The sequence below is a fragment of the Hominiventricola filiformis genome, from assembly GCF_020686965.1.
In the GTDB taxonomy this organism is placed as follows: Bacteria; Bacillota; Clostridia; order Lachnospirales; family Lachnospiraceae; genus Hominiventricola; species Hominiventricola filiformis.
In genome coordinates this window covers 1-24,278 of the sequence record NZ_JAJEPS010000015.1, presented here as the reverse complement: position 1 = coordinate 24,278, position 24,278 = coordinate 1, and the positions used below count along the sequence as shown (strand labels likewise).

At 47.7% G+C, this 24,278-nt stretch carries 20 protein-coding genes and 2 pseudogenes; 15 read left to right on the top strand and 7 right to left on the bottom strand.

What is annotated here, in order from left to right; translation table 11 throughout:
* The first annotated feature begins 133 nt into the window (after window positions 1-133).
* Window positions 134-2,206: an elongation factor G gene (locus tag LKD36_RS13180; RefSeq protein ID WP_118769899.1), complete on the top strand. Its 2,073-nt coding sequence runs from the start codon at window positions 134-136 to the stop codon at window positions 2,204-2,206.
* 123 nt (window positions 2,207-2,329) lie between these two features.
* A complete protein-coding gene (locus LKD36_RS13175; protein ID WP_118770103.1) occupies window positions 2,330-3,574 on the top strand; it encodes a chloride channel protein in 1,245 nt (414 codons plus the stop codon).
* Between the two features lie 28 nt (window positions 3,575-3,602).
* On the opposite strand, the gene LKD36_RS13170 is transcribed toward LKD36_RS13175, so the two are convergent.
* From LKD36_RS13170 to LKD36_RS13160, 3 genes are all read right to left on the bottom strand, one after another.
* Window positions 3,603-3,905: a hypothetical protein gene (locus LKD36_RS13170; RefSeq protein ID WP_118769900.1), complete on the bottom strand. Its 303-nt coding sequence runs from the start codon at window positions 3,903-3,905 to the stop codon at window positions 3,603-3,605.
* Entirely contained in the window at window positions 3,902-4,219 is a 318-nt protein-coding gene (locus tag LKD36_RS13165) for a hypothetical protein (protein WP_118769901.1), read from the bottom strand. The genes LKD36_RS13170 and LKD36_RS13165 overlap by 4 nt, the downstream gene beginning before the upstream one ends.
* A gap of 147 nt (window positions 4,220-4,366) precedes the next feature.
* Window positions 4,367-4,687 carry a chorion class high-cysteine HCB protein 13 gene (locus tag LKD36_RS13160; RefSeq protein WP_118769902.1) on the bottom strand — a complete coding sequence of 107 codons (321 nt, stop codon included), beginning with the start codon at window positions 4,685-4,687 and terminating at the stop codon, window positions 4,367-4,369.
* 107 nt (window positions 4,688-4,794) lie between these two features.
* On the opposite strand from LKD36_RS13160, the gene LKD36_RS13155 reads away from it, so the two are divergent.
* On the top strand, window positions 4,795-5,592 hold the full coding sequence (locus LKD36_RS13155; RefSeq protein WP_118769903.1) for a zinc dependent phospholipase C family protein: 798 nt from the start codon (window positions 4,795-4,797) through the stop codon (window positions 5,590-5,592).
* Between the two features lie 4 nt (window positions 5,593-5,596).
* On the opposite strand, the gene LKD36_RS13150 is transcribed toward LKD36_RS13155, so the two are convergent.
* Genes LKD36_RS13150 through LKD36_RS13140 form a run of 3 tightly spaced genes read right to left on the bottom strand, consistent with a single transcriptional unit; the run spans window position 5,597 to window position 8,753 of the window.
* Entirely contained in the window at window positions 5,597-6,283 is a 687-nt protein-coding gene (locus tag LKD36_RS13150; protein ID WP_118769904.1) for a P-II family nitrogen regulator, read from the bottom strand.
* Window positions 6,284-6,312: 29 nt separating this feature from the next.
* Window positions 6,313-7,854: a DUF1538 domain-containing protein gene (locus LKD36_RS13145; RefSeq protein ID WP_408610929.1), complete on the bottom strand. Its 1,542-nt coding sequence runs from the start codon at window positions 7,852-7,854 to the stop codon at window positions 6,313-6,315.
* 17 nt (window positions 7,855-7,871) lie between these two features.
* A complete protein-coding gene (locus LKD36_RS13140; RefSeq protein ID WP_308459854.1) occupies window positions 7,872-8,753 on the bottom strand; it encodes a LysR family transcriptional regulator in 882 nt (293 codons plus the stop codon).
* Between the two features lie 136 nt (window positions 8,754-8,889).
* Here LKD36_RS13140 and LKD36_RS13135 point away from each other — a divergent pair, with 136 nt between their 5' ends.
* The 6 genes and pseudogenes from LKD36_RS13135 to LKD36_RS13110 all read left to right on the top strand — a co-directional run bounded on the left by LKD36_RS13135 (window position 8,890) and on the right by LKD36_RS13110 (window position 16,201).
* Complete coding sequence (locus LKD36_RS13135) at window positions 8,890-10,647, top strand: ABC transporter ATP-binding protein (RefSeq protein WP_308459853.1); 1,758 nt, start codon at window positions 8,890-8,892, stop codon at window positions 10,645-10,647.
* The gene (locus LKD36_RS13130) at window positions 10,640-12,394 is read left to right on the top strand and encodes an ABC transporter ATP-binding protein (RefSeq protein ID WP_308459852.1); all 1,755 of its coding nucleotides are present in this window, start codon (window positions 10,640-10,642) and stop codon (window positions 12,392-12,394) included. The genes LKD36_RS13135 and LKD36_RS13130 overlap by 8 nt, the downstream gene beginning before the upstream one ends.
* A gap of 109 nt (window positions 12,395-12,503) precedes the next feature.
* Window positions 12,504-14,195: a S8 family peptidase gene (locus tag LKD36_RS13125; protein WP_118769909.1), complete on the top strand. Its 1,692-nt coding sequence runs from the start codon at window positions 12,504-12,506 to the stop codon at window positions 14,193-14,195.
* 137 nt (window positions 14,196-14,332) lie between these two features.
* The gene (locus LKD36_RS13120; RefSeq protein ID WP_118769910.1) at window positions 14,333-14,830 is read left to right on the top strand and encodes a coiled-coil domain-containing protein; all 498 of its coding nucleotides are present in this window, start codon (window positions 14,333-14,335) and stop codon (window positions 14,828-14,830) included.
* Between the two features lie 111 nt (window positions 14,831-14,941).
* Window positions 14,942-15,820 (top strand): annotated as a pseudogene (locus LKD36_RS13115) (DUF4368 domain-containing protein); the annotation flags it as partial.
* A gap of 27 nt (window positions 15,821-15,847) precedes the next feature.
* Complete coding sequence (locus LKD36_RS13110) at window positions 15,848-16,201, top strand: TnpV protein (protein ID WP_118769911.1); 354 nt, start codon at window positions 15,848-15,850, stop codon at window positions 16,199-16,201.
* Between the two features lie 57 nt (window positions 16,202-16,258).
* On the opposite strand, the gene LKD36_RS13105 is transcribed toward LKD36_RS13110, so the two are convergent.
* Window positions 16,259-17,251, bottom strand: coding sequence for an AraC family transcriptional regulator (locus tag LKD36_RS13105; protein WP_118769912.1), 993 nt, complete (start codon window positions 17,249-17,251; stop codon window positions 16,259-16,261).
* A 200-nt stretch (window positions 17,252-17,451) separates the two neighbouring features.
* Between LKD36_RS13105 and LKD36_RS13100 the strand changes: the two genes are divergently transcribed.
* From LKD36_RS13100 to LKD36_RS13075, 6 genes and pseudogenes are all read left to right on the top strand, one after another.
* The gene (locus LKD36_RS13100; protein ID WP_015524597.1) at window positions 17,452-18,036 is read left to right on the top strand and encodes an MptD family putative ECF transporter S component; all 585 of its coding nucleotides are present in this window, start codon (window positions 17,452-17,454) and stop codon (window positions 18,034-18,036) included.
* The gene (locus LKD36_RS13095; protein WP_308459883.1) at window positions 18,036-18,776 is read left to right on the top strand and encodes an energy-coupling factor transporter transmembrane component T; all 741 of its coding nucleotides are present in this window, start codon (window positions 18,036-18,038) and stop codon (window positions 18,774-18,776) included. Before LKD36_RS13100 ends, LKD36_RS13095 begins: the two co-directional genes overlap by 1 nt.
* 17 nt (window positions 18,777-18,793) lie before the next feature.
* Complete coding sequence (locus tag LKD36_RS13090; RefSeq protein WP_118769914.1) at window positions 18,794-20,266, top strand: ABC transporter ATP-binding protein; 1,473 nt, start codon at window positions 18,794-18,796, stop codon at window positions 20,264-20,266.
* Complete coding sequence (locus LKD36_RS13085) at window positions 20,263-22,008, top strand: ABC transporter ATP-binding protein (protein ID WP_118769915.1); 1,746 nt, start codon at window positions 20,263-20,265, stop codon at window positions 22,006-22,008. Before LKD36_RS13090 ends, LKD36_RS13085 begins: the two co-directional genes overlap by 4 nt.
* Window positions 22,009-22,022: 14 nt before the next feature.
* Window positions 22,023-23,759, top strand: a complete 1,737-nt coding sequence (locus tag LKD36_RS13080; RefSeq protein WP_118769916.1) for an ABC transporter ATP-binding protein — start codon at window positions 22,023-22,025, stop codon at window positions 23,757-23,759.
* A gap of 2 nt (window positions 23,760-23,761) precedes the next feature.
* Window positions 23,762-24,034, top strand: a pseudogene (locus tag LKD36_RS13075) (metal-dependent transcriptional regulator); the annotation flags it as partial.
* Between the last annotated feature and the right edge of the window lie 244 nt (window positions 24,035-24,278).

Below are 24,278 nucleotides of genomic sequence, written 5' to 3'. Positions count from 1 at the left end.
TGTTTTTATTTTTGCCTGTAAAAATACAGACAGGCAAAAAATAAATAGTCATTTCGCACAAAGACCTTGATATTTTTGCAATATTTTAGTATAATTCTAACATGATTACAAAATGGCATCGGAGGAAAAAGCTATGAACGTTTACACAACCGACAGTATCCGTAATGTGGTTCTCTTAGGACATGGGGGAAGCGGCAAGACCAGTCTGGTCGAGGCGATGGCATATGTGTCCGGTCTGACCGGGCGTCTTGGTAAAGTTACCGACGGCACTACCATCAGTGATTACGATAAAGAGGAGATCAAACGTAAGTTTTCCATCAATACTTCTGTTGTACCGATTATCTGGAATAATGTGAAGATCAATATTCTGGACACTCCGGGATACTTTGATTTCATAGGAGAAGTGGAAGAAGCAGTTGCAGCTGCAGACGCAGCCATTATCGTAGTATCTGGTAAAGCAGGAGTGGAAGTCGGAACCGAGAAGGCATGGGAGCTCTGCGAGAAATATAAGCTGCCCCGTATGTTCTTCGTATCCGAGATGGATGTGGATCATGCATCCTTCCGTGAAGTTGTTGAAAAACTGACAGAACTTTATGGAAAGAAAATTGCGCCGTTTTATCAGCCGATCCGTGAGAATGAGAAATTTGTCGGTTATGTGAATGTTATGAAAATGGCAGGCAGAAGATTTACCGATATCGGTAAGAGAGAAGATTGTGAGATTCCGGATTACTGCCGCCCGAACCTGGATATTTACCGGGAAGCTATGATGGACGCAGTGGCAGAGACCAGTGAGGAGTTTATGGAGCGTTATTTCGCCGGAGAGGAGTTCTCCGTAGGCGAGATCCGCGCAGCTATGAAGACCAATGTAGATGATGGAACGATTATTCCGGTATCTATGGGTTCCAGTGTGGAGCTTCGTAATATCCATAACCTGTTAAATGATATCGTGGAGCTGCTTCCGTCACCGGATAAGGTTTCCTGTGCCGGTATCAATATGAAGACCAATGAGATTTTCCAGGCAGATTATAATTTCGCAAAAGCAAAATCTGCTTATGTATTTAAGACGATCGCAGATCCGTTTATCGGAAAATATTCGCTGATCAAGGTTTGCTCCGGTGTTATCAAATCCGATGATACTCTGTATAATGCAGCAGCAGAGACAGAGGAAAAACTGAGCAAGCTCTATATTATGAGGGGCAATAAACCGGAAGAGGTTTCCGAACTCCATGCGGGTGATATCGGTGCCATCGGAAAAGCGGGCTGCAAGACCGGTGATACTCTTTCCACGAAGGCAACTCCGGTGATGTATGGTAAGACAGATATTTCCAAACCATATACCTATATGGCATATAAAGCAAAGAACAAAGGTGATGAAGATAAGATTTCCCAGGCACTTGCCAAGATCATGGATGAAGACCTGACGGTGAAATCCGTCAATGATTCTGAGAACCGTCAGACTCTTCTCTATGGCATGGGTGATCAGCATCTCTCTGTAATCGTAAGTATTCTTGCAGAAAAATATAAAGTCGATGTGGAGCTGGCAAAACCGAAGGTGGCTTTCCGCGAGACGATCCGCAAGAAAGCAGATGTGGAATACAAATATAAGAAACAGTCTGGTGGACACGGACAGTATGGTCATGTAAAGATGACCTTCGAACCGTCCGGTGATCTGGATACTTCCTATATATTTGATCAGATTGTTGTAGGAGGAGCAGTTCCGAAAAACTACTTCCCGGCAGTAGAGAAAGGCGTACAGGAATCTGTACAGAAAGGACCTCTGGCAGGATATCCGGTTGTAGGTGTAAAGGCGGTTCTCTATGACGGATCCTACCATCCGGTAGATTCTTCTGAGATGGCATTCAAGACCGCTGCAATTCAGGCGTTTAAAAAAGGATTTATGGAGGCATCCCCGATTCTTCTTGAGCCGATCGAGACTCTGACTGTACTGGTTCCGGACAAATATACGGGAGATGTTATGGGCGATCTCAATAAGAGAAGAGGTCGTGTACTGGGTATGAATCCGGCAGGTGCGGGTAAGACAGAAGTGGTCGCAGATGTTCCAATGATGGAACTGTTCGGATATTCTACCGATCTTCGTTCCATGACCGGCGGAAGCGGCACATATTCTTATGAGTTTGCACGTTATGAGCAGGCACCGTCCGATGTACAGGAAAAAGAGGTTGCAGCGAGAGCGGCAGAGGTGTAATATTATTCTATAAGTGAAGACAAAAAGGAGAGCTGTGCAGCAGACTGGCATAAGAGGGAGATGTCAGTCTGCTGCAGACTCTCTTTTTATGTGGCAGGATACAGAAAGGATGAAATACTGGATATGAAAGAACTGATACAAAAATGTTTTGGAAGGTGCAGTCTGCTGATTCGGTGGGTGCTGGTGGCAGGACCGACAGGAGTTATTCTGGGAATCTTTGGAGGACTGTTTGGAAGAAGTATTACAGAAGTGACGGCATTCCGAAACGGGCATCCGTGGATGCTGTATCTGCTGCCGGCAGCGGGACTTCTGATCGTAGCCATCTATAAACTGGATCCTTATAAGACTGGAACGAACAAGGTGCTGGAAGGCGTCCAGTCTGATACGTATGTACCTCTTCGGATGGCTCCGCTTATTGTGATTGCAACAGTTCTGACTCATGCCTGCGGAGGTTCTGCAGGACGCGAAGGAGCAGCACTGCAGCTGGGCGGAAGCATTGGCGGAACCTTAGGTAAATGGATGAAATTTGACGAGTACGACCATAAACTTATGATTATGTGCGGTATGAGTGCCGGATTTTCTGCATTGTTCGGTACACCGCTGACAGCGACGATCTTTGCTATGGAAGTGATCAGTGTAGGAATTATGCAGTATGCAGCACTGGTTCCCTGCGCAATGGCTTCACTGATTGCACACCAGGTTGCGCTGATGGTAGGTGCGGGAAGTGAGCAGTTTGATATTTTAAATATTCCGGTGTTTAATCTGAAGACCGCGGTATTGACGGTTTTACTTGGATTCTTGTGTGGAGGTGTAAGTATCCTTTTCTGTACGGTATTACATCGGACAGAGCATTGGTATAAAGAGATGATTCCAAATGAATGGGTCAGAATTGTGGCAGGAGCACTTCTGGTGATTGTTATGGCAAAGCTTCTGAATACAACGGATTATCTGGGAACAGGAATGAATGTCGTTGAACGTGCTCTGGATGGAGAGACAGAAGCAGCTGCATTTTTATTGAAGATCGTATTTACAGCGGTTACACTGGGATGCGGTTTCCGTGGCGGCGAGATTGTACCAACTCTGTTTGTGGGAGCTACGTTCGGATGTCTGTTCGGACAGCTGACCGGTCTGTCACCGTCCATGGCAGCAGCCTGCGGTATGGCGGCAGTTTTCTGCGGTGTGACCAATTGTCCGATTTCATCCATGCTCTTAAGTTTTGAATTATTTGGATTCGATTTTATGCCATTCATTCTGCTGACGGTAGGAATCAGCTATCTGGAGTCGGGATATTATGGATTGTACCACAGCCAGAAAATTCTGTATTCCAAGACCAAGCTTCAATTTATTAATACTCATACAAAAGAATAATTGAAAATGAAAAAGGCAGGAGCATGTGCTACCTGCCTTTTTTTGACTGTGCGGAAAAGAGCCGCTGAGCACGGTTCAGCATATCATCCATCTGAGCCTTTTCTGCTTCAGATTTTCCCTCTTTCATAATCATAAAGATCAGTTCAAATTCTTCTTTGGAAAACATCAGATTTCTGCGGTTGGCAGAAGTGATGGCGCCCATGACGACCGGCATGATCTCTTTCTGGCTTGTCTTTCCTTCCAGCTGTTCAGCCAGCCTCAGAAGCAGTGTCAGCTTTTCCGGGGCAATTTTCTGAACCCGCTCATCGTAAAACCAATTTGGAATATTCATGTGTCACCTTCCTTTGGGGCAAATCCTTCAAACATTTCCTGATACAAATCCATATGTTCAAACATATCGGCAAACTGTTCCATCTGCGCCTGTTCCTCCGGTGGAACAATTCCTTTCATAAACTCCATCAGATTTCCTTCATCCAGCGATTTCTGGACAGGTGGATGCTGATTAAAATAGGCAATGGTATTCTGAAGCTCTGTCCATTTGATGTAGATGGCAAGCATTTTCTGGGCAGGAGCAGGAAGAAAGGGCAGGAAAGCTTTGAGCATCTGCAGTTCTCTGGGAAGCACCGCTTCATCCAATGAAGTCATAATAAGATTGCCTCCTGCTTCTTTCTTCAATATATGAACGGACACCGGAAATCATGCGTTTCCAGAGCCGGGACTTTTGGACAGAGAACCGGAGGCGTCAGCTAGACTGACGTCCCCTGCTCAGGAAATGTCTGCCCTTTAAAGCTTTCAGCATCCGCAGGAATTACATCCACAGCCGTTTCCACAACCGCATCCACAGTTGTTATTTCCCCAGCCTCCGCAGCAGCAGAGAAGGATGATGATCCACAGACAACTGTTGTCATTGCTGCCGCATCCGCAGCCATTATCGCATCCACAGCTACCGCCGAAGATTCCGTTGCCGTTTCCACAGCAGCAGCTTAACAGAAGAAGAATCCAGATCCAGCTGCAGCAGCTGCCGCCTCCAAAGATCCCTCCGCCATTACCGCCGCATCCACATCCGCAGCTGCCGCCGCATCCGCATCCGTTTCTCGAACTTAAGTCACCCATGAAGAGAACCTCCATAAAACTATTTACACTTCATCATATGCAGTAAGAAAGAATTGTGTTATACTGCAAATGACAAAGTACAGACATTGGAGAAGGAGGCTGGTAATATGCCGGCAGCATATGCACATTATTATTTTGGAAAGAAAGTATACAAAACACTTCCGAAGCAGGAACAGGAGATGATCAGAGAAGGGAAATACGCCTTTCTTCTAGGTCTTCACGGACCGGATCTTCTGTTTTACTATTTCCCGGTCTGCAAGAACCGTATTAATCAGGAAGGAGTGAAACTTCACAAAAGTATTGCCGCAGATTTTTTTGAATACGGTGTGAAACAGTATCAGAAGAATCCTGATCCGATACTAAGGGCATATCTTTATGGTTATCTCTGCCATTTTATGCTGGACAGTGAATGTCATCCCTACATTGATTTGTATATGGAAGAAAAGGATCTGGGGCATCTGGAGATTGAGACAGATTTTGACCGGTATCTTATGGAAAAAGATGGAAAGAATCCTCTTTTTTATGTTCCGATCAGACATCTTTTCAGCCTGCGTGATACCTGCAGGGAAATTTCCCGGATGTACGATGACGTGTCGCCCGTACAGATTCACATCTGCATCCGTCTGTTTCGTCAGACGCTTCGTCTGTTTGTGTGCAGAAATAAGTTAAAACGGAAGCTTATGAGATTTTTGTTTCATGTGATCGGACAGGATAAAGAGCTCGGCGGACTGATTATGGATGGAAGAAAAAATCCTGCCTGCCGTGAGAGTAATGTATTTTTGAAGGAGCGGATGGAGCATACCGTTCGTCCGGCTGCCGAAGAAATTGTGCATTACGGACAGGTGCTGGATGGAAAAGGATTCCTGTCCATGCGCCTGTACCGCAATTACGAAGAAGCAATCTGAAAAATTACAGTTCCGTTTCTTCGAGAAGCCGAAGACCTGCAGTGCTGGTGACCGGCAGGGAGAAGACAATGCCTCCTGCCGGGGAACCAATGCCGGCCCTTTCCATGATAGATTTCATAATCGCCTGTTTCTGGCTTGTTTTCACTACGATAAAAATCATTTCTTTTTCTTCCGCAAGGGAGATGCCAAGGAAACGTTTTGCATGTTCGGCACCGGTTCCTTTTGCATGGATGACGGTCCCGCCGGGCGCATTGGCGCTTCTGGCCGCATCCATAATAGTCTCAATATGTCCCCCATTTGCAATGGTTACCAAAAGTTCATAATCCGTGTTCTGCAACGTACTTTCCTCCTCAATCTCCATTGTCTGTCCCGCAGTGAGATACTGCAGGGTTTTTCTTCCGCCAATACTGGACAGAGGAATCAGAAATGCAATCCCTCTTCCCGGAACAGCGATATTCATTTTTTCATATAATTCTTTTTTCAAAGATTTCCATGTATCCCTGGTGAGCAGGGCAAAATAGACGGTCTTTTCTGTGGCTTCCAGACCGAGGGCATCCAGAATCGTATTGGAAGCAGTACCTGCAGCCATAGTAGATAATACAACTGTAATATGGTGTTCCTCAAAAAATGCCAGGTATTTTTTCCGAAGTCCCCGGTTGGCAATGAGACCCATGAGAAAGATCTGATTCATAAGCGGCTCCTTTTTATAAAGTAATATGATTACAGTTCGATAATGTCATCATCTGCAAATTGATCCAGATAGGAGACAGCAGGTACCGGGATAAAAGAACCGGAGGTGCCGGAGCGGAAGCGGTAAATGGTTCCCAGTATCTGTATGGTGATGAGTGGAGTCATGGCCACCATGGCAACAATGCCGAAGGCATCACTGACGATATTTCCGCCGAGAGCATCGCAGGCTCCCATAGCAAAGGGAAGCAGGAAAGTAGCGGTCATGGGACCGGAAGCAACTCCGCCGGAGTCAAATGCGATGGCCGTGAAGATCTTCGGCACAAAGAAGGACAGGCAGAGGGCGATGGCGTATCCCGGAATGAGAAACCATAAAATGGAGATGCCGGTCAGTACACGGAGCATGGCAATTCCAACAGATGCTGCCACACCAAGAGACAGAGACATTCCCATGGCCTGGCCGGAAATAGCACCGGAAGTAAGTTCTTCCACCTGATCCATCAGGACATAGACGGCCGGTTCTGCTTTTACGATAAAATATCCGATCACCATACCGATAGGGATAAGAATCCAGTTGCAGGAAAGTCCGGCAATCTGCTGCCCCAGATAATTCCCGGCTGGCATAAATCCTACATTAACGCCGGTCATGAATAGTACAAGACCAATATATGTGTAGAGAATGCCGATCACAATTTTTTTCAAGGTCCGTTTCTTCAGTCTCAGGGAAAAGATCTGAAACAGGAAGAAAAAGAGGGTAATGGGCAGAAGAGAGAGGGCAATTTCTTTTATATATTCCGGAAATCCATCCCTGAAGCAGATCCACAGATCTCTGGAATTCTGGATTTCCGGTATAACAGCAGCGGTATAGGAGCTGTCGGAAGTTCTGAAAATAAGACCCAGAATGAGAACTGCCAGTATAGGACCTACAGAACAGAGGGCTACCAGTCCAAAACTGTCGTTTTCTGCATGCTTATCGCTTCGGATGGCAGAAAAACCAATACCCAGAGCCATGATAAATGGAACGGTCATGGGGCCGGTCGTCACGCCGCCGGAATCAAAGGCGACAGCAAGAAAATCTCCGGGAACAAAGGAAGCCAGGGTAAACACAAACAGATAGAAGACGATGAGCAGCGGAGCAAGTGCCATGGAAAAAAGCATTCGGAGGGCGGCAATCATCAGAAACAGCCCGACGCCGCCTGCCACGGCAAGGATCAGCGTCAGATTCGGAATGGAGGGAACCTGTCCGGCAAGTACCTGCAGGTCAGGCTCTGAGATGGTGATAATAAAACCGAGGAGAAAACAAAGAAACAGTACCAGTCCCAGATGCATGCTTCCCGCCATTTTCTTGCCGACTTTTTCGCCCATGGGCGTCATGGACAGTTCTGCACCGAGATTAAAGAACATCATGCCGAGAATCAGTAGGATTCCGCCAAAGAGAAACAGCAGCAGAATACCGGAGGGAAGGGGCGCGATGGTAAAACTTAAAAGAAGTACGATTCCCATAATGGGAAGGACGGCTTTTAATGCTTCGTTAAGTTTTTCAAGTAGATTTGTCTGAATAGCTGCCAAAGGCATCAGCTCCTTTCGTTGTTTTAAGTAAACGGGTGATCGTAAGTTTCCGAGAGACAGTTTAAAAAGGCGCGGGCAGCTGTGGAAATCCAGGTATCCTGGCTTCGCACCAGACAGATGCTGGAAGTTAGTGGAAGATCGGAGATCTGGCGGCTTACAGTGTCCGGGTTTTTCACCAGTCCGAAAGCGGAAGCCGGGAGAATGGAGATTCCAAGTCCGGCATCAGCCCAGATGACGGAAGTTCTGGCATCGTCATTTTTACAGAAAACATGGGGAACCAGTCCGGCTTCCCGAAAAGATTCCAGAAGAATTGGTTCCCATCGCCGGTACAGGATCAATGGCAGGCCGGAGAGATCGGACAGGGTAATGGAATTTTTATTTTGAAAATAACGTTTGCTGCCGACTGCCAGAAGCGGTTCTTCAATCAGCGGAACAGAGGTCAGCCCCTGTTTGGAAAACGGGGTGCGGACCAATGCCAGTTCAATGAGGCCGGAAGACAACTGTTCCAGAAGCTGATAAGTATTTCCCTCGGTTAATTCAAAATCAATGTGGGGATACTGTTTCTGAAAATCCTGTACCGCATGGATGAGATAGGTGCTTCCTACTGAGGAAACTACTCCCAGTCGGAGGCATCCGGCAGTTCCATCCCGGTAATCTTTTAATTCCCGCGCAGTAATATCAGCCAGTTCCAGCATTTTAACGGCACGGCCGTAGAGCATCTGTCCGGCGGCGGTGAGCTGCACATGCCGGGAACCCCGTTCAAAGAGCAGGCATCCGGCTTCCTCCTCCAGAAGTTTCATTTGGGCGCTTAAAGGCGGCTGGGTCAGGTGAAGTTTCCGGGCAGCGCCGGAGATGGTTCCTTCCTGAATCACTGTCACAAAATAAGATAACTGTTTTAAATCCATCAATGACTCCTTTATAAACCATATGAAATATATATAGAAAATATACAAAATGAATAATTTTAATATAGAATATGCTGTGCTATAATGTCAAGGAAATACGGAAACCTGAACGGTTTCTGAACAAGGGAGAACCATCATGAAAAAACTTCTTATTTACCTGAAGGGGTATGAAAAGGAGACGGTTCTGGCACCGCTTTTTAAAATGCTGGAAGCGCTCTTTGAGCTTTTCGTGCCTCTGGTTATGGCAGCCGTCATCGATGTGGGTATCGGCGGAAGCGACAGGGGTTATATTGTGAGAATGTGCCTCATTCTCGTTGCCCTGGGTGTGATCGGCCTGACCTGCTCTATTACGGCCCAGTACTTTGCAGCAAAGGCGGCGACAGGATTTTCCACAGTATTGAGAAAAGAGCTGTTCGGACATATCCAGAGCCTCTCTTATACGGAGATGGACAAGATCGGTACCTCTACACTGATGACCCGTATGACCAGTGACATCAATCAGGTCCAGTCCGGCATCAATCTGGTGCTTCGTCTGTTCCTTCGTTCCCCGTTTATCGTATTTGGTGCCATGGTGATGGCATTTACGGTAGATGTGAAAGCGGCACTGGTATTTGTCATTACGATTCCGCTTCTGTCCATTGTAGTCTTTGGAATTATGCTTTGGACCATGCCCATGTATCGGAGAGTGCAGGGTGCACTTGACCAGGTACTGGGTCTGACCAGAGAAAATCTGACCGGTGTCCGTGTCATCCGTGCATTCCGGATGGAAGAGCAGGAGCAGAAACATTTCCGTCAGGAGAATGAGCATCTGACGGATCTGCAGAAATTTGTAGGCCGTATCTCCGGTCTTATGAATCCGGTAACCTACATTATTGTAAATGGCGCTGTCATTGTACTTCTCTACACGGGAGCTGTCCGGGTAGATGCAGGTATTCTGACACAGGGTCAGGTGGTTGCACTGGTGAACTACATGAATCAGATTCTGGTAGAGCTGGTAAAACTGGCAAACCTGATTATCACCGTAACCAAAGCAGTAGCCTGTGGAAACCGGATCCAGAGTATCTTCGAAATTCCGTGCAGTATGAAGAACGGAACCAGAGAGATAAAAAACACCATTACCTCCCTGCAGTTTGATCATGTGGGACTGACCTATGCGGAGGCGGGAACGGAATCTCTGACGGATATTGATTTTACCGTACATGCAGGGGAGACCATCGGCGTTATCGGCGGCACCGGTTCCGGAAAATCCAGTCTGATAAATCTGATTCCGAGATTCTACGATGCCACGGCAGGAGCTGTCCGGATCAACGGCGAGGATGTCAAAAATTATGACAAAGAATCCCTGCGCCATATGGTAGGCGTGGTACCCCAGAAAGCAGTGCTTTTCAATGGAACTATCGCAGACAATCTCCGCTGGGGTAAAGAAGATGCCACGGAAGAAGAAATGTGGCAGGCTCTTTCGGTTGCCCAGGCAAAAGATTTTGTGGAAGAACGGGACGGACAGCTTCAGGCGCGGGTCGATCAGGGCGGAAAGAACTTATCCGGCGGCCAGAGACAAAGGCTTACCATTGCCCGTGCTTTGGTCAGAAAACCGGGCATCCTGATTCTGGACGACAGTGCATCTGCCCTTGACTTTGCAACAGATGCGGCACTCCGGAAATCCATCCGTGAGATGGAGGGGCAGCCGATCGTCTTTATCGTATCCCAGAGAACGTCTTCCATCCGTCATGCAGATAAGATCATCGTGCTGGATGATGGTAAAGTGGCAGGAATTGGAACCCACCAGGAACTTCTGAACAACTGTGAGGTATATCAGGAAATTTACTATTCCCAGTTTGAGAAAGAAGAAGGAAAGATGGCGGCAGCAGAGGAAGGGGTGAGCGTTCATGAGTAAGAAAATGAATTCTGAACAGACAGAAGTCCTGAAAAAGGTGCTCCGCTATATGAGACGCTACTGGTCTTACCTGGCGATTTCCATTCTTCTGGCAGCGATTACCGTAGCATCTACCCTGTATATTCCGCTGCTCACCGGAGATGCGGTAGACTGTATTGTGGGCAAAGGACATGTGGATTGGGCAGGTGTCTTTGCCGTATTGAAGCAAATGGCAATGGTCATTGGTGTGACAGCGCTGGCACAGTGGGGCATGAATATCTGCAACAATAAACTGACCTATCAGATTGTACGGGATATCCGGAATGAGGCATTTGCCAAACTGGAAATCCTGCCCCTGAAATATATTGACCGGAAGTCAAGCGGAGAGATCGTAAGCCGTATTATTGCGGATGTAGATCAGTTTGCAGATGGTCTGCTCATGGGATTTACCCAGTTGTTTACCGGTGTGATTACGATTCTTGGAACCATCGGATTCATGCTCAGCGTCAACGTAGGAATCACCTTCGTGGTTCTGCTGGTAACACCGATTTCCTGGCTGGTTGCTTCCTTCATTGCAAAGCATACCTTTGATATGTTCCGGAAGCAGTCCGAGACAAGAGGTGAGCAGACCGCACTGATCGACGAGATGATTGGCAACCAGAAGGTAGTTCAGGCCTTTGGTCATGAGCAGGAAGCGAGTGCCCGGTTTGATGAAATCAACGGCCGTCTTCAGAAATATTCCCTGCGGGCGATTTTCTTTTCCTCTATCACCAACCCGTCTACCCGTTTTGTAAACAGCCTTGTATACACGGGTGTGGGAATTACGGGAGCCCTGGCAGCCGTGAACGGCAGAATGTCTGTCGGACAGCTGACCTGTTTCCTGAGCTATGCAAACCAGTATACCAAGCCCTTCAATGAGATTTCCGGTGTGATTACCGAGCTTCAGAATGCTATCGCCTGTGCGGGCCGCGTCTTTGAACTCATTGAGGAGGAACCACAGACACCGGAACCGGAAGATGTGAAGGTTCTGACGGACGTAGAAGGAAATGTATGTCTTCAAAATGTAAGATTTGCATACCGCCCGGATCAGAAATTAATCGAGAATCTGAATCTGACGGTGAAACCGGGTGAGCGTGTGGCAATCGTTGGTCCGACTGGCTGTGGTAAGACAACGCTCATTAATCTTCTGATGCGGTTCTATGATGTGGATGACGGAAGCATTCAGGTGGAAGGTACGGATATCCGGATGCTCACCAGAAACAGTCTCCGTGCGGTTTATGGAATGGTGCTGCAGGATACCTGGCTTCGTTCCGGTACGGTAAAAGAGAACCTGCTCATTGGAAAACCAGATGCAACAGATGAGGAGATTGTGGAAGCGGCAAAATTAAGCCATGCCCACAGTTTTATTAAACGTCTGCCGAAAGGATATGATACCTTCATCGGTGAGGATGGCGGCGGACTTTCCCAGGGTCAGAAGCAGCTTCTGTGTATTACAAGACTGATGCTCTGTCACCCGACCATGTTGATTCTGGATGAAGCAACGTCTTCCATTGATACCAGAACAGAGATGAAGATTCAGAATGCCTTTGCAAAACTCATGGAAGGTCATACCAGTTTCATCGTAGCGCATCGTTTGTCTACGATTCGTGAGGCAGATGTGATCCTTGTTATGCGTGATGGACAAATCGTAGAACAGGGAAATCATAAAACACTGCTGGCACAGAATGGTTTCTATGCAAAACTTTATAACAGTCAGTTTGAAGACTAAACAGGATGAGATTCACCCGGCGTGAATGACAGAAAAGCTCTGATGTGCAGATGCACATTGGAGCTTTTTTTACATATACTAATGGGAAGTATTTAACGGAGGAACAGGTATGGACTGCCGGGAAGCAATCCTTTCAGATGAGTATATTGATTTTGTGTGGAAGATGGATGTGCGGCCGCCGGAAGCGGAATGGCTGCCCTACGGGTATTGCGGACAATATATCAGTCCGAACATCAGTGTGTATTATGTACGGCGGGAGGAAGTATTCGGTAACCGGATCAGTCTGCCTGTGGGAGATTATGGTGTAACCTATTGCCATACGCAGATGGATACGGAAAGTCTGGAGGCAACCCGGATTCTGACCATTCAGAATCAGCCGGCGCTGCAGTTAAAGGGGAGCGGTGTGATCATTGGGTTCGTGGATTCAGGGATTGCCCTGCAAAATCCCGTGTTCCGGACTTCAGATGGAAGAACGAGGCTGATCGGACTATGGGATCAGACCGATCAAAGCGGCACTGTGCCGGATGGATTTCTCTATGGGAGCGGTTATGGTCGGGAAGAGATAGATTCGTGGCTTCGGGAAGGACGGGAATATCTGCCGGGACGGGATGAGAACGGGCATGGATCCAAAGTGGCGGCCATTGCGGCGGGATCGGAACTTACGAATGAAAACTTTTTAGGGGCAGCACCGGAAGCAGACATTGCCTTTGTGAAGCTGAAGGAGGCAAAGCCCTTTATCAGGAAGCTGGAGAGAATTCCTCAGGACAGTATTGCCTATGAGGAAGCGGACATTATGCTGGGAATCCGGTATCTGGATCTTCTGGCCCAGCGGGAGGGAAAGCCTCTGATTATCTGTCTGGCGCTTGGCAGCAATTCCGGCGGACATACAGGCGAGACACCCCTTGGACTATATCTTACCTATATTTCCAGAAAATCAGGCCGGGCAGTGGTGGCAGCCGCCGGAAATGAGGGAAATCGGGGACATCATTTCTACGGGACTGTACCGTCGGAAACCGGATATATGGATGTAGAGCTGAGAGTGGGACCCGGGGAGACGGGATTTCAGGTAAATCTCTGGGGAAATGCGCCAGGACTTTTTGTGACGGAGGTGATTGCGCCCAGCGGAGAACGGATTTCACGAATTACGCCCCAGGTATTGAGCAGAGAACGTTATGATTTTGTGTTTGAAAATACTATGCTGGATGTACAGTATGAATTATCGGAAGTGATTTCCGGGGATGAGCGGATTTTGCTGGCTTTTCAGAATCCAACTGCCGGAATCTGGACCATTCGAATTTATTCCGTCGGAAATCTGGAAAAAGGATTTCATATGTGGCTGCCAGTGACAGGATTTATCAGTTCAGAAACTTATTTTATACGGTCGGATCCGGATACAACCGTCACAGAACCTGCCAATGCGGAAGGTGTTCTGACCTTTGCCGGATATGATGCCAGAACCAACAGTATCTGGTATGACTCAGGCAGAGGATATACGCGAACCGGAAAAGTGGTGCCTGATGTGGCGGCGCCTGCAATGGAAGTTTCCACCATTGATATGAGAGGACGAAACAGTACTCTCACAGGAACCAGTGCGGCGGCAGCCCTGGGGGCAGGAGCCTGCGCCCTTCTTCTGGAATGGGGGATTGTACAGCAGAACGCACCTGCCATGGACAGTGTTACCATTCAACGTTACCTGATCCGCGGTGCCAGCCGCTCTGAAAATTATACTTATCCTAACAAAACCTGGGGATATGGATTGCTGGATCTCTATGGCGTCTTCCAGGCAATTCGGGGAATCTGATACAATCAGTTATTGTGAAATATGCACGAACTTCTTGAATTTATGTAAACTGTACTGACATTTCATAAAACATATGATATACTGCAAGTTGTAATTTGAAAAAGTAAAACGAATAGCTAAAGAAAAGGAGGAAAGGCATGTTAAATGAGAGAGATCTGGAACTAATAGGTGGAGTTGTCACGAAAGCAATAGAACCTGTGCGTGAAGAAGTGAAAGAGCTGAGGAAAGACGTGACGGAACTGCAGGTAGGAATGAAAGAGCTGAGAAAAGATGTGACGGAGCTGCAGGTAGGAATGAAAGAGCTGCGTGCGGATGTGACAGAATTGCAGGTGGAAGTGAAAGAACTGAGAAAAGATGTGACAAAACTTCAAGGGGATGTAGTGGAGCTTCAGACTGGAATGGAGAAACTCAGTACAGATGTTGAGAGACTTGGCAGAAAGACTGAGAAAATTGAATTTATCATGGAGAATGAGCTGCGTCCCAATATCTGTAAAATTGCAGAAGGACATCTGGATCTGTCCCGTAAACTTGACATGGTGCGGGTCCGACGATCTGAATGTACATTAATGGATATTCAGATATCGGGACTTCAGCTGGATATCCGGGAGATCAAAAACACACTGAAAATAGCATAAAGAAAGATTTTGGCTGTTGCAAAATGGATGAGAGATCATCTGTTGAGCAGCAGCCTTTTTTGCGTATCCGATGTATCAATATATAAAAATCGACAATTGAAAAAAACAAGAAAGCGGATTTCTCAATATACCTGTTCCAATTATACCAAAATTCCGTGTGGGACACTATGTCCCACTCAACACCGTATCAATGAGAGTGCTGTTCTGACATTGGTTTCCGACACGCTCCGGGCTATCGCTGAATATTCCAGAAATGACCGGACGGAATTTATTCACACCGTTCAGGAGACGCAGGTTGCCCAACAGAGTGCCGATATAGCGAAAAAGCGCAGGCGTCTGGCCGCTGCTCAAAAGAGATCCGGAGAACTGGAAAAACTGATTTGCAAAATCTATGAGGACAACGCCCTCGGCAAGCTGCCGGATGCACGATATAGGGCACTTGATGCACAGTATGCCAAAGAGCAGGACGCACTTGAGATTGAAATTGCGGAGTTGGAAAAGGCTGTTACCGGCTACGAGTAAAGCCAGAAATCAGCAGAGAAATTTATAGCCTTGATTGATAAGTACGAGAATTTTGACACTATGACAAACACCATGCTCAACGAGTTTGTAGAGAAAATCCTTGTCCACGAACGCGCCAGAAAAGGCAGTCAGGATACCACGCAGGAAATTGAAATTTACTTCAATTTTTTAGGACGCTATATCCCGCCATCCTTACAGCCGGTTCCTTTAACTCCAGAGGAACAGGAAGAATTGCGGAAACAAGAAGAACGCAAGGACAGACTCCATCAGAACTATTTGAAGCGGAAAGCCAGCGGCGCACAGAAACGGTATGAGGACAAAATTAAGGCAAAGAAAAAAGCGGAAATGGACGCTAAGAAAGCCCTGATCCGGGCTGAGGATATGAAAAAAGGCGTTTTTTCTACTGTCGGACAGCTGCCGAAAGAAGAACCACGCAAAGGCAGCATAGCAGCCAGCGCAGCAGTCTAATCATCACGAAGCAAAGGAGAAATGAATATGAGTAAGTTGACTTACATTCGTTGTGGAGATTATGATATACCCAACCTAAAACTTTCTGAACAGCCGGAAACTTCTATCGGCAAGTACGGCAGAATGCGAAAATCCTACCTAAAGGAACATCGCCCCATTCTCTACAACCATCTGCTGATGAGCGAGAAGCTGTATCCCCACCTGTTAGAGATTGAGCGGACAGCACAGGGGCGTGTGGAAACCATGTTGCCTCACATGATGGAAGTTGCGGGTGCCACGGAGGAACTGAAAGCCTGTTACCCTATGCGCTGGGCGGGGCTGATGAACACGCTGAAAGCGCAGGTGGAGGAAGTGTTGTTGCAGGAATTAGTTTATATCTGATTTTGGGCATAGATGAAGCCGGGATTTTGCAAGCCAGCAAGCAATCCCGGCTTTATCTTATATATTTTCCAGTTTTTTTGACCGCCGGTATTCCAATGGCGATAGGCCAAATTGTTTTTTGAAAACTGATGCAAATTTGCTTTGATTCATATAGCCGACCAACTCTGCTATTTCTGCAACGGACAATCTTGTAGAAGTCAGTAACTCTGCAGCTTTTTTCATTCGGACTTCCCGTAGATAGATGGAAATATTTTGACCAAAAACGCCACGAAAATAGTTTTTTAAGCTGGTTTCGCTGACAGAAAACTGAGCTGCCAATTCCCATGCAGGATGATGTTGCCGCAAATCGGAAGTGATAATTTTTTCAACACGTTTTGCTATATCTACCTGTGTTTCAGTAAAAAATGTGCAGGCTTGCGATGGGGGGATATTGTTAAGATTTTGTAGTAATGAAAATAGAGCCAGAACATAGATCTTCATTTGAGAAATCGAAAACGGAGGCACAATATCAAAAAGTTCCCAGAGCTTGATCAATATTTCTTCAACTTCAGGAGTAACTGCTGAGATATAAGTGTTATCGTTTGGGCAAAAAAGTTCAATGATTTTAGGGATGTCTATGCCAAACTCTTTTTGTATCCATGTACTCTCTGTTGCCAGTGTATTAGTATCAACAAAAAGCTCCATTCCCTCATAGATACGGCGAGGATAGACATATTGCTTTTGGGCAAAACACTCCGTGAGAGAAATATCTCCATCTTTCACATATACAAAGTTTCCGTTATTCAAGATAATCTCGCAACGACCAGTCACGCAATAGTTTAGGAGCAAAGGCCCTTTTTTAATGAAACTATCTTCACCCAAATTTGGAGCTGCCCATGTCGGAGAATTTATAAAAATATACGCAATAGTAAGTCCGGGGAAAAGTTGAAAAAACGTCATAGACCCTTTTCCTTCCTTAGTTTTCATAAGTAGTTCTGCGTTGAACTCGCTACGTTTTATTGAAACGCCGGGAATTTCAATACATTTTCTAAAAATATCATCAATCTTCATTTTTAACTCCTGTCGATTTGTCTGGCTCATTGCCCTTGATTTTAATCATATTATAGAATTGTAAGCGAAGTCAGTCAATAAAAAAACTCGTTGCTGTTTGGAGCCAAAAAGATGATTGGTTGTAGAGAGCTACTGCTAACTATGGTATCTTATAGAGAGGTTAGAAAACGCTAACCAGCAAATGAATGGAGGTATTCGTTATGAGTAACAAGTTACAAGCAAAAGACCTGATTAACCTCGGTCTGTTCACCGTTCTCTACTTTGTGATTGGCTGCTGTGTCGCCATTCCCGTCGGCTTTGTACCTATCTTTTTGCCGATCCTCGGAGCATTGTGGTCTTTGATTACCGGCATCCCGTTCATGCTGTTCCTGACCAGAGTTAAAAAATTTGGCATGGTTACAATTATGGGAATTTTAAGCGGCCTGCTGATGGGGCTGACTGGCATGGGATTTTGGGGCGTACCGATGGGCGTGATTTTTGGGCTGCTGGGAGATCTGATTTTGAAATCCGGCGGTTATAAAAGCGCCAAGAAGAGCCTGATCGGGTATGCGGTGTTCAGCCTTTGGATGGTTGGTACATATATCCCCATGTATTTCATGGTTGAGGATTCCTGGGCCAGTTTTGCGGCCAGCTTTGGTGAGGAATACGCTGACAGGGTAATGGCTGTTATGCCTATGTGGAGCATTATTCTGGTAATCGCCGGAATCTTCATTTTTGCGATCCTGGGCGGACTTTTAGGTAAGGCGCTTCTGAAAAAGCATTTTGCTAAAGCGGGCATTGTGTGATGAACGGGCTATCATTTTCAGCAACAACCGAAAAAAGAAAAGGAATCCTGCTTGATCCCCGGACAAAGCTCATTCTGCTGCTGACGATTACAACACTGATGTTCAGTACCAGTAACGAAGGAATTATGAATATCGTCAAGCCGTGTCTAAGCCTTGTCCCCTTTGCTCTGATTTTGTCGGAACGCCGTTTCAAAACAGCAGGAAAATATCTGGTGCTATATGCGGTTTGCTTTATACTGGAACGGATTGCCCTTACGAGTTTGAGCGGATTACTCTCGTTCATCGTGCTGGCAGTGACATCTATCATGACGCGGTTTGCGCCCGGCATTATGACAGGTGCCTATCTGATCTCATCCACTTCGATCAGTGAGTTTATCGGCGCAATGGAGCGTATGCACATCACGGAAAAAATCGTGATTCCAATGTCTGTCATTTTTCGCTTTTTCCCAACCATCAGCGAAGAATATCAGGCCATCCGGGATGCAATGAAAATGCGGGGCATACGATTCGGCGGGAAAAATCCTTTCCTGATGTTGGAATATCGCCTTATTCCTTTGATGGTGTCCGTTGTGAAGATTGGCGATGAACTTTCTGCTGCTGCGTTGACACGGGGGCTTGGAGCCCCCGTTAAACGTACAAACGTGTGCCAGATCGATTTCCATGTTCAAGATTTGATTGCGATTCTGTTTTGCGTTATCTGTTTTGCCTTGTTTTTGTTTCAGCAGCAGATTTCTTTTTGACGGAAGGGGGTGAACCTATGATACGGATTGACCATGTGACTTTCTCTTATGAAGAAGAAAACGAGAACGCTGGTGGAGTCCATGATATAAATCTGACCGTAGAGGACGGTCAATGCGTCGTACTTTGCGGCGAAAGCGGCAGTGGAAAAACGACAATTACCAGGCTGATCAACGGTCTGATTCCCCATTACTATGAAGGAAAAATGAATGGAGAAGTGTGGGTAAATAGGGCAAAGGTTTCGGAACAGCCCCTTTATGATACCGCGAAAACGGTTGGCAGCGTGTTTCAAAACCCCCGCTCACAATTTTTCAATGTGGACACAACCAGCGAAATCACATTCGGGTGTGAAAATCTCGGCCAGCCGGAGCAAAGTATTCGGGAACGATTAGATAAGACCATCCGGGATTTCCGCCTGGAGAAATTGATGGGACGCAATATCTTTCATCTCTCCGGCGGGGAAAAGCAAAAAATTGCCTGTGCCGGGGTATCCATCATGGAGCCGGATGTGCTGGTTATGGATGAGCCGTCATCCAACCTGGATGCTTCCTCTATCCTGGATCTGAGAGCAATACTTGCGTTTTGGAAGTCGCAGGGGAAAACAATTATAGTGTCAGAGCATCGGCTCTACTATCTGCGCGGTCTTGCGGATCGTTTTATCTATATTACCGGCGGAAAGGTGGAAAAAGATTACTCCGCAGCGGAGTTTGAGAGCCTGACGGAGCAACAGAGAGCCAAGTTGGGGCTGCGTACCTTTATTCTTGAAGATTTGTTGCCGCCGAAAGCATTGCCCCAGGCCGGTCAGCAAATGGAACTTCGCAATTTCTGCTTTGCCTACAAAAACGAACCGGAAACGCTGCACATCCGGGAAAGTAAAATCCCCGCAAATCGTATTGTCGGGATCATCGGGAATAATGGAGCTGGAAAGTCCACCTTCTCCCGGTGTTTCTGCGGCCTTGAAAAGCGCTGCGGTGAGGTGATCTGGAACGGCAGAACTTATCGGCCTAAAGACAGACTAAATACCTGCTACATGGTGATGCAGGAAGTCAATCACCAGCTTTTCACGGAAACTGTGCTGGATGAAGTCCTGATCAGTATGGAGGAGGAAAATCAGGAGTGGGCTGAGGAAATCCTTGCCGAGTTAGATTTAATCGGCTTCAAAGACAGACACCCTATGTCCCTTTCCGGCGGCCAAAAGCAGCGGGTAGCAATTGCCTCGGCAATCGCATCCAAGCGTTCTATCTTATTTTTTGACGAACCGACCAGCGGTCTTGATTACAAACACATGAAAGAGGTTGCCAATGTCTTGAAACAAGTCAGGGATACAGGCATTACCTTGTATGTCATTACCCATGATCTTGAGCTGCTTTTAGATTGTTGTACGGATATTGTCCATTTTGAGGGCGGTTCCATCATCGACAAATTTCAAATGGATGAGGCCGGTCTTGAAAAAATCCGAAACTATTTTATAAAGGGGGTGCCTACAAAATGAAGGAAGAAAAGAAAGAGTCGCCCATAGGCGTCTTATGGGGATGGGGCAAGCCCTATCACGGGAAATTCATCGGCAGTATTATCCTTGCGGTATTAGGCGTGGCCTGCCAGATGGTGCCCTATTTCTGCGTGGCGCATATTGTCACACTGATGCTGTCGGGAGAGCAGGAGTTTTCCAGTTATATGACGGCCTGTATCGTTGCATTGTGCGGTTATTTGGGAAAGGTTGTTTTCGCCAATCTTTCAACAGTCATTTCCCACACGGCGACCTATTACACGCTGCGCGATCTGCGGGAGAATATCACCGCAAAGCTGGCCCGCGTCCCGATGGGGACGATTTTAGATACTCCGTCCGGCCAGTACAAAACGACGATTGTTGACCGGGTGGAAGGCATGGAATCGACCTTCGCACACCTGCTCCCGGAAATGACCGCAAATGTGCTGGTGCCTTTGGTGATTGTCGTATATCTGTTCGTTATGGACTGGCGCATGGCGCTCCTGTCCCTTGTTACGCTGGTGGTTGGCCTTGCTGTCATGTCTACCGGTATGAAGAATTATCCCGTCAAATGGGAGGGTGCTGTCAAGGCAGGCAAGCAGATGGCAAATGCCATTGTAGAGTACATCGGCGGGATTGAGGTGGTAAAGGCGTTCAGCCAATCCGCCGGTTCCTACAAAAAATATTCTGACGCGGTGAATTATAGCGCCAACTACTATGTGGACTGGATGCGGGAAAACCAGAAAACCATGAGCGCCTACAACGCCATCCTGCCCTCAGTGCTGATTTGCGTGCTGCCCTGCGGTTTTGCATTCTGGCTCTCCGGCAGTCTGGAGTTTTCCACCTTCCTGTCCATTGTGATTTTCTCGCTGGGGCTGATTGGGCCGATTATTGCGGCCTTTACCTTTACGGACGATTTGGCTGTACTGGGGACAAATGTGGAAGAAATCAGCCAGCTTCTGAACGTCGAAGAACTGAACCATAAAGAAACGCCGATCAAGCTGGAAAATACCGGCATTTCTCTTTGGTCTGTGTCGTTTTCCTATGACGGGACAACAGAGGTTTTGCATGATGTGAATCTCGCCATCCACCCCGGAACCATGACCGCCCTTGTAGGGCCGTCCGGCTCCGGCAAGTCTACGGTGGCAAAGCTGATTGCCGGGTATTGGGATGTTACATCCGGCAGCATTACCCTCGGCGGCCATGAGCTGAAGGATATGCCGCTGTCTGAAATTGCAGACCAGATTTCCTATGTATCTCAGGACAACTACCTGTTTAACCGCAGTATCCGGGAGAATATCCGCATGGGAAGACCCAGTGCCACGGACGCAGAGGTGGAGCAGGCAGCCAAACAAAGCGGCTGCGACGCCTTTATCCGCAAGCTGGATAATGGCTATGATACGGTTGTCGGCAGCGCCGGTTCCCATCTTTCCGGCGGTGAACGCCAGCGGATTGCCATCGCCCGCGCCATGCTGAAAAATGCGCCGGTTGTCATTTTGGACGAGGCAACTGCCTATATCGACCCAGAGAATGAGGCGCTGGTGCAGAAAGCCATTTCCGCTTTAACTGTCGGCAAGACTCTGATTGTGATCGCACACCGGCTGTCTACCATTGTTGGCGCAGATAACATCGTTGTGGTGAAGGATGGAACCATCCACGCACAGGGTACGCATGAGAAGCTGCTGGAAACCTGCCCCCTCTACCGGGATATGTGGCAGGCGCACATCGGCGCGAAAGACCAGATGTAAGGGGATGTTGTCAGATGTATGGAACATTGAAAAAAATCTTTGCTTTTGCAGGCAGCAAAAAGGGGCTTCTAAAAAAATCCCTGTTATTCTCATTCCTGTCCGGGCTGTTTTCAGCCATGCAGTTTGCCGCCCTCTTTGTAGTGATCGGCGCGTTAGTATCTGACAACCGGGACGGAAAGTTTATCTGCATTTCGCTGGGAATTATGGCCGTTTCCCTCATTGGGCGTATCATCACGACCTATTTTTCCACGATGGAGCAGACGGAAACCGGCTATTGCATGGTGGCGGAAAAGCGTATCCACATCGGAGATCGGCTGCGTTACATCCCGATGGGCTACTTCAACAAGAATAGTATCGGGAATATTACCGCCATTGTCACAACAACTTTGGGCGATGTAGAGAACTCAGCAGCCCGTGTTCTGGTGTCAGTGCTGGGCGGTTTTTTCAACTCGGTTGCCCTCGTCATCGTCCTGTTGGTATTTGACTGGCGGATCGGTCTTGTGGCCGCTGCCGGTGTCCTGATTTACCTTGCGGCGGCGGAACTGGCGCTTCGCAAATCTGCCGCGCTCAGCGGGGTACGCCAGCACACACAGGAGTCCCTTGTGGAGTCTGTGTTGGAGTACATTCAGGGGATGGGGATTGTCAAAGCATTTGGACTGGAACGGGACAGCACGCAGTCTATCGGCAGTGCAATTAAGGCGAGCTGCCGGGATAACCTGAAATTGACAAAGGCCAGCGTTCCCTATGACGCTATCAAACAGGCTGTTGTCCGAGTGTTCAGCGTCCTGTTGCTTTTGGCCTCGGTCTGGTTCTGGCTGGACAGCTCCCTGCCGCTGGCCTACGGTCTGATTTTGGTGATTGCTTCTTTCATGGTGTTCAACGATTTGGAGAACGCCGGGAATATGGCCTCTTTGCTGCAAATGCTGGCGGCCTCGATGGATACGGCAAACTCCATTGATGACACGCCGGTAATGGACGAGAAAGGCGCTGATATTACGCCGAAGTCCAGCGAGATCGTGTTTAACAAGGTGGATTTTTCCTACGCAGACCGCAAGATATTAGATCAGGTCAGCTTTACCATTCCCGAAAAAACGACTACGGCCATTGTCGGCCCTTCCGGGGCAGGAAAGACAACGATGTGCAACCTGATTGCCCGTTTTTGGGATGTGAATGCCGGGAAGATTACCATAGGCGGTACGGATGTACGAGATTTCAAGCTGGACAGCCTGATGAAGAATATCTCGATGGTGTTCCAGAGCGTGTACCTATTTGCAGATACGATTGAGAACAATATCAAGTTTGGCTGCCCGGACGCCACCCATGAGCAGGTGGTTGAGGCGGCGAAGAAGGCTTGCTGCCATGACTTTATTTCTGCCCTGCCGGATGGCTATGACACTGTGATTGGCGAGGGCGGCGGCACTCTGTCTGGCGGCGAGAAACAGCGGATTTCCATCGCCCGCGCCATGCTGAAGGACGCACCCATCATCATTTTGGACGAGGCAACAAGCAGCGTTGACCCGGAGAATGAGGATGAATTGCAGCGGGCTATCGAGGCATTGACCCATGACAAGACCATCATCATGATTGCCCACCGTCTGAAAACCGTCCGCAACGCCGATCAGATCCTTGTACTGGACAACGCTCATATCGTCCAGCGCGGCACTCATGCGGAGCTGATCCAGCAAAAGGGCCTGTATGCCGATTTTGTATCGGCCAGACAGGAGGCCATCGGCTGGAAGCTGGCTCAGTAAAGGAGGTGTCAAAGCCCAGCGTGTGCCATGCAGTGGCTACCTTGCGGGACGGCGGCTTTCTTATGATGGACGAAGATCACTTTCTCCATCTGACCGATGTTAGCCGGGAAGTTGCCGAAAAAATCTACGAGCGTCACTGCTTCTTTACCGAGCAGCTTATCACCGCAGGCGTTGACCCCAAGACTGCGGAGGCCGACGCCTGCCGGATTGAACACATCATCAGCGATGAGAGTTTTGACCGGCTGAAAGAGGCAGTCGAACAAGAGCAAGACTAAAACCGAATAAGCCAAGCGATCCTGCCCCGCAAGACGGGGAAAGAAAAAAAACCGTTGCAGGGCAGGCAGCTTTGTGCGCCCAAAATGGATTTTCCGGGTACTGCGGCGGTTTTGAGTAACATCAAGGCCGCCGTTCCTTATGCCCTCGACAAAGGAGTGACGACTATACGCTGACACGGCGGCTTTAGGAGGGAACCGCCATGAAGCACATTGACCGCCGACAAATTCAGACGATATTTCACTA

Coding starts and splice junctions, on each gene's coding strand:
- LKD36_RS13145 (WP_408610929.1), bottom strand. CDS start 7,854: ATGCCTTTGGCAGCTATTCAGACAAATCTACTTGAAAAACTTAACGAA.
- LKD36_RS13150 (WP_118769904.1), bottom strand. CDS start 6,283: ATGAATCAGATCTTTCTCATGGGTCTCATTGCCAACCGGGGACTTCGG.
- LKD36_RS13105 (WP_118769912.1), bottom strand. CDS start 17,251: ATGAAGATTGATGATATTTTTAGAAAATGTATTGAAATTCCCGGCGTT.
- LKD36_RS13090 (WP_118769914.1), top strand. CDS start 18,794: ATGATACGGATTGACCATGTGACTTTCTCTTATGAAGAAGAAAACGAG.
- LKD36_RS13110 (WP_118769911.1), top strand. CDS start 15,848: ATGAGTAAGTTGACTTACATTCGTTGTGGAGATTATGATATACCCAAC.
- LKD36_RS13095 (WP_308459883.1), top strand. CDS start 18,036: ATGAACGGGCTATCATTTTCAGCAACAACCGAAAAAAGAAAAGGAATC.
- LKD36_RS13080 (WP_118769916.1), top strand. CDS start 22,023: ATGTATGGAACATTGAAAAAAATCTTTGCTTTTGCAGGCAGCAAAAAG.
- LKD36_RS13130 (WP_308459852.1), top strand. CDS start 10,640: ATGAGTAAGAAAATGAATTCTGAACAGACAGAAGTCCTGAAAAAGGTG.
- LKD36_RS13175 (WP_118770103.1), top strand. CDS start 2,330: ATGAAAGAACTGATACAAAAATGTTTTGGAAGGTGCAGTCTGCTGATT.
- LKD36_RS13180 (WP_118769899.1), top strand. CDS start 134: ATGAACGTTTACACAACCGACAGTATCCGTAATGTGGTTCTCTTAGGA.
- LKD36_RS13155 (WP_118769903.1), top strand. CDS start 4,795: ATGCCGGCAGCATATGCACATTATTATTTTGGAAAGAAAGTATACAAA.
- LKD36_RS13085 (WP_118769915.1), top strand. CDS start 20,263: ATGAAGGAAGAAAAGAAAGAGTCGCCCATAGGCGTCTTATGGGGATGG.
- LKD36_RS13125 (WP_118769909.1), top strand. CDS start 12,504: ATGGACTGCCGGGAAGCAATCCTTTCAGATGAGTATATTGATTTTGTG.
- LKD36_RS13140 (WP_308459854.1), bottom strand. CDS start 8,753: ATGGATTTAAAACAGTTATCTTATTTTGTGACAGTGATTCAGGAAGGA.
- LKD36_RS13135 (WP_308459853.1), top strand. CDS start 8,890: ATGAAAAAACTTCTTATTTACCTGAAGGGGTATGAAAAGGAGACGGTT.
- LKD36_RS13165 (WP_118769901.1), bottom strand. CDS start 4,219: ATGACTTCATTGGATGAAGCGGTGCTTCCCAGAGAACTGCAGATGCTC.
- LKD36_RS13170 (WP_118769900.1), bottom strand. CDS start 3,905: ATGAATATTCCAAATTGGTTTTACGATGAGCGGGTTCAGAAAATTGCC.
- LKD36_RS13100 (WP_015524597.1), top strand. CDS start 17,452: ATGAGTAACAAGTTACAAGCAAAAGACCTGATTAACCTCGGTCTGTTC.
- LKD36_RS13160 (WP_118769902.1), bottom strand. CDS start 4,687: ATGGGTGACTTAAGTTCGAGAAACGGATGCGGATGCGGCGGCAGCTGC.
- LKD36_RS13120 (WP_118769910.1), top strand. CDS start 14,333: ATGTTAAATGAGAGAGATCTGGAACTAATAGGTGGAGTTGTCACGAAA.